At 67.9% G+C, this 3,434-nt stretch carries 6 protein-coding genes; 5 read left to right on the top strand and 1 reads right to left on the bottom strand.

The genetic code is table 11. From position 1 onward, the window contains the following. From RWR81_RS13015 to RWR81_RS12995, 5 genes are all read left to right on the top strand, one after another. Positions 1 to 264, top strand: a 264-nt coding sequence (locus tag RWR81_RS13015) for an ROK family protein (RefSeq protein ID WP_314458142.1), incomplete at its 5' end; no start/stop codon positions are given. A gap of 116 nt (positions 265 to 380) precedes the next feature. Beyond that, complete coding sequence (locus RWR81_RS13010) at positions 381 to 524, top strand: hypothetical protein (RefSeq protein WP_314458141.1); 144 nt, start codon at positions 381 to 383, stop codon at positions 522 to 524. 100 nt (positions 525 to 624) lie between these two features. Then, positions 625 to 1,581 (top strand): siderophore-interacting protein, encoded by a 957-nt coding sequence (locus RWR81_RS13005; RefSeq protein WP_314458140.1) that lies wholly within the window; start codon positions 625 to 627, stop codon positions 1,579 to 1,581. A 212-nt stretch (positions 1,582 to 1,793) separates the two neighbouring features. After that, on the top strand, positions 1,794 to 2,279 hold the full coding sequence (locus RWR81_RS13000) for a nucleotidyltransferase domain-containing protein (protein WP_314458139.1): 486 nt from the start codon (positions 1,794 to 1,796) through the stop codon (positions 2,277 to 2,279). Then, complete coding sequence (locus RWR81_RS12995) at positions 2,276 to 2,617, top strand: HepT-like ribonuclease domain-containing protein (protein ID WP_314458138.1); 342 nt, start codon at positions 2,276 to 2,278, stop codon at positions 2,615 to 2,617. The genes RWR81_RS13000 and RWR81_RS12995 overlap by 4 nt, the downstream gene beginning before the upstream one ends. Positions 2,618 to 2,780: 163 nt before the next feature. Here the strand turns inward: RWR81_RS12995 and RWR81_RS12990 are convergent. Further along, a partial coding sequence (locus RWR81_RS12990) for an AI-2E family transporter (RefSeq protein WP_314458137.1) occupies positions 2,781 to 3,434 on the bottom strand: 654 nt, incomplete at its 5' end.

The raw sequence follows: 3,434 nt of genomic DNA, 5'->3' as shown, positions 1-3,434 counted from the left end.
CCGGCCGCCCTGGAGTGCTACGAGCAGCTCACCCACTGGCTGGGGGTGGGACTGGCGGACATGTGCGCGCTGCTGGACCCCGAGGTCATTGTCATCGCCGGCGGCCTGGCCGAGGCCGGCGACATCCTGCTGGCCCCCACGCGCAAGGCCTTCACGGCCAACCTCACCGCGAGCACCAGCCGCCCCGCCATCCCGGTGGTCCTGGCCGAGGGCGGCCAGGAGGCCGGGCTCGTCGGCGCCGCGGACCTGGCCCGTCAGCCCTGAGCCGCGTCGAGCCGTCCGGGCAGACGACGACGCTACCCGCCCAGCTCTTTCTCGCGGCCTCACGCAAGACGGCACGGCGTCAGCGTGCTCTCTTCCACCAACCACCCTGTTGTTAGGTGCGCCTTACCTGGGTTACTGTCGTCGCGTTCGGCCTGTCCTCCGAGGTCATCACCACCCCGGTCTTGGACACGCCCCTCATCCTTCCCCAGGGCCGCCATCACGTGCGCGGCGCCGCGGCCCCGGAGGAGGAACAGGAATAGACGCCCATGCGCACAACCGCCGCCTCGCAGCCGCCTCAAGCAGACTCTCTAGCGGCACGGCCCCCGAAGCGTACGCTCAGCCACACGAAGGAGCCCCGAGATGAGCCCAGCCAGACCGTCCGCCTCACCGACCTCCCCCTTCCGCTTCTTCCATGTCACGGTGGCGGCAGTCCGCGACGTGACGCCGTCCATGCGGCGCTTCACCTTCATCGGGGATGATCTGATCCACTACGCCGACCCGGGCTGGGACCAGCGGATCAAGCTGGTGCTGCCGGCGCCGGCGTCGGGCTACGAGCGGCTGCCCGACGGCGAGGACTGGTACGGCCGGTTGATGAAGCTGCCCGAGGAGCACCGGTGCTCGATCCGCACCTACACGACGCGCTCCGTGCACTACGACGCCCCGGATCCCGGCAGCGCGGCCGGGACCCGGACCGAGGTGAATGTCGACATGGTGGTGCACGACCCGCTCGGCCCGGCCGCGCGGTGGGTTCTCGACGCCGTCGTCGGCACCAGGGCGGTCCTGCTGGGGCCGAACCGACAGTGGGACGGCGACACCGGGGGCGTGGACTTCGTGCCGCCGCAGGTGACTGAACGCTTCCTTCTGGGCGGGGACGAGACGGCGGCACCGGCGATCGCCCGGATCCTGGAGGACCTGCCGGCGAGCGCCCGGGGAGTCGCCGTCGTCGAGATGCCCAGTGACGCGGACGCCCCTTACCTGCCCACGCACCCCGGGATCGAGGTGCGGGTGACCGGGCGCGAGGGGCGCGCGCACGGTGAGGTGCTGACCGAAGGCGTGCGCCGGGCCGCCGAGGAGCTGTGCCCGATGGGAGTGCCGCAGGAGGTCGAGGAGATCGACGTCGACCGCGAGCTGCTGTGGGACGTGCCGCGCCACGCCAAGGGCGGGAACGCTCTCAAACGCACGACCCTGTACGCGTGGCTCGCCGGGGAGGCGGCCGCGGTGCGAACGATGCGCCGCTACCTGGTCAGTGAGCGCGGCATCGACCGGCGCTCCGTGGCCTTCATGGGCTACTGGCGCCAGGGCCGCGCCGAGGGCTGAGCCCGAGGGCTCCGACACCGCTCGACCGAACCGGAGGCCACGTCGTCGGGGACGCACTTTTGCCGGGACTGCGTTCCCGTGGCAAGGCGCAGTCGCCGATTCCCGCTCCTCATCTCCCGCGCACCCTGAACCTTCGTACCCGCTCCATGGCTGGAGCGCCTGACCTCCGACGCCCTCGACGACACTGATATAGCACTTGCTATGATGAGATCATGTCTGTCGTTGATTCGGCCGAGAACCTGGCAGCCATCGCCCAGGAGACGGATAAGGCGGTCCGCCAGGCGCGGGAGCGGCTGGTTACGGCCGTGCGCAAGGCCTCCAGAGACGGCATGTCCCAGAAGGAGATCGCCCGACAGATCGGTCGAAGCCAGCCGGAGGTCTCCCGCCTTCTGCGCTTTCACGGCACCACGCCACTGGCACGGCGCCTGCGGTCCGCGCGTCACGAGGTCATCGAGACGGTCAAGGCTGCCGGCGGCTCGAATGTCCGTGTCTTCGGCTCCGTGGCCACCGGCCGAGAGCACGAGGGCTCCGACATCGACCTGCTCTTCCACATGGACCAACCACTCGGGCTCATGGATCTGGCCGGGCTGGAGATGGAGCTGGGATCGGTCCTCGACACCGACGTCGACCTGGTGCCCGACACCAATATCCGTCCGACGATGCGCGAGCGAATCATCTCCGAGGCAGTCCCGCTATGAGCCCCGTCAGTAGAACGGCCGCCGAGATCATCACGGAAGCCCTCGAGCATTTTGATATCGCCATCAGTCACTCGGAAAGGGATCTCTCCGACCAGATCGTCATCGATGCGATCGCGATGAGACTCTCGGCCGGGGTGGAAGCACTCGGAGCATTGGACCCTGACATCCGCGCACACCTTCTTGGCAGCCAGTGGCCGAAGATGCGGGGAATGCGCAACTGCATCGCTCACGACTACGGTTTCATCGACGACGCCATCGTCCGACAGACAGTCTTAGTCAATCTGCCACCGGTCGTCGAGGCTCTCCGCACATGGAACAAGACCCGTCCCGCGACCTGATGCACTGATCCTGGTCGAGGACTACTTTTACCGCCGGGACTGCGTTCTCGTGGCAAGGCGCAGTCGCTGATCCCCTGAGGTGACCGGGGAATCCTCAGACAGTCAGTCCGTCTGAGCGCGTCGGCGGCTGCCGGACGGCATGGGGCCGACGACGTCGTCGGCCCTACTCGACCGTCTTGGTCTCAGGGGCCTTTGTCTCACGGGCCTTTTCGACCTCCTCGGGCTCTTCTGCCTTCTCGACGACGGGACGGCCATAGTCGGGATCCGCCGCTCCGACGCCGTCACCGTCCAGGTCGAGCTCATCGAGCACGTCCTCGTCCAGCTCGTCGGGGTCACGCACGGGCGAGTCGCCGGCGGACAGGAAGATCCCCACCCAGCGCGCGCGGGGATCGGAGTCGATGAGGAGGGCTTTGACGAACAGGGTCAGCGGCACCGCCAGGATGGTCCCCAGCGCCCCGATGACCGTGGACCAGAACAGCAGGCACAGGAACGTCGTTGTCGTGTTGAGACCCACCGCGTCCCCGGTGAACTTGGGCTGGATGAGGGACTGGATGACGAAGTTGGCCACCGCGTAGGACAGAACCACCCACAGTGCCGTCCAGGGACCGGAGTCCACCAGCCCCAGGATCGCCGGCGGCACCACGCCCAGAACGAACCCGATGTTCGGGATGTAGTTGGTGATGAAGGAGACCACGCCCCAGGTGATCGCCATCGGCACGCCCAAGTACCCCAGGGTCAGGACGTTGATGACCGCCACAATGAGTCCGAAGACCGTCGAGACCATCCAGTAGGAGCGCACCGACTCGCAGAAGGAGAC

This window comes from uncultured Actinomyces sp. (assembly GCF_963526355.1).
In the GTDB taxonomy this organism is placed as follows: domain Bacteria; phylum Actinomycetota; class Actinomycetes; order Actinomycetales; family Actinomycetaceae; genus Actinomyces.
The sequence above is the reverse complement of the archived record's forward strand: the minus strand, read 5'-3'. Positions and strand labels throughout refer to the sequence as shown.

What these genes read in the sequence shown, in the direction of transcription:
- RWR81_RS13000 (WP_314458139.1), top strand. Translation starts at nt 1,794, where the DNA reads ATGTCTGTCGTTGATTCGGCCGAGAACCTGGCAGCCATCGCCCAGGAG.
- RWR81_RS13005 (WP_314458140.1), top strand. Translation starts at nt 625, where the DNA reads ATGAGCCCAGCCAGACCGTCCGCCTCACCGACCTCCCCCTTCCGCTTC.
- RWR81_RS12995 (WP_314458138.1), top strand. Translation starts at nt 2,276, where the DNA reads ATGAGCCCCGTCAGTAGAACGGCCGCCGAGATCATCACGGAAGCCCTC.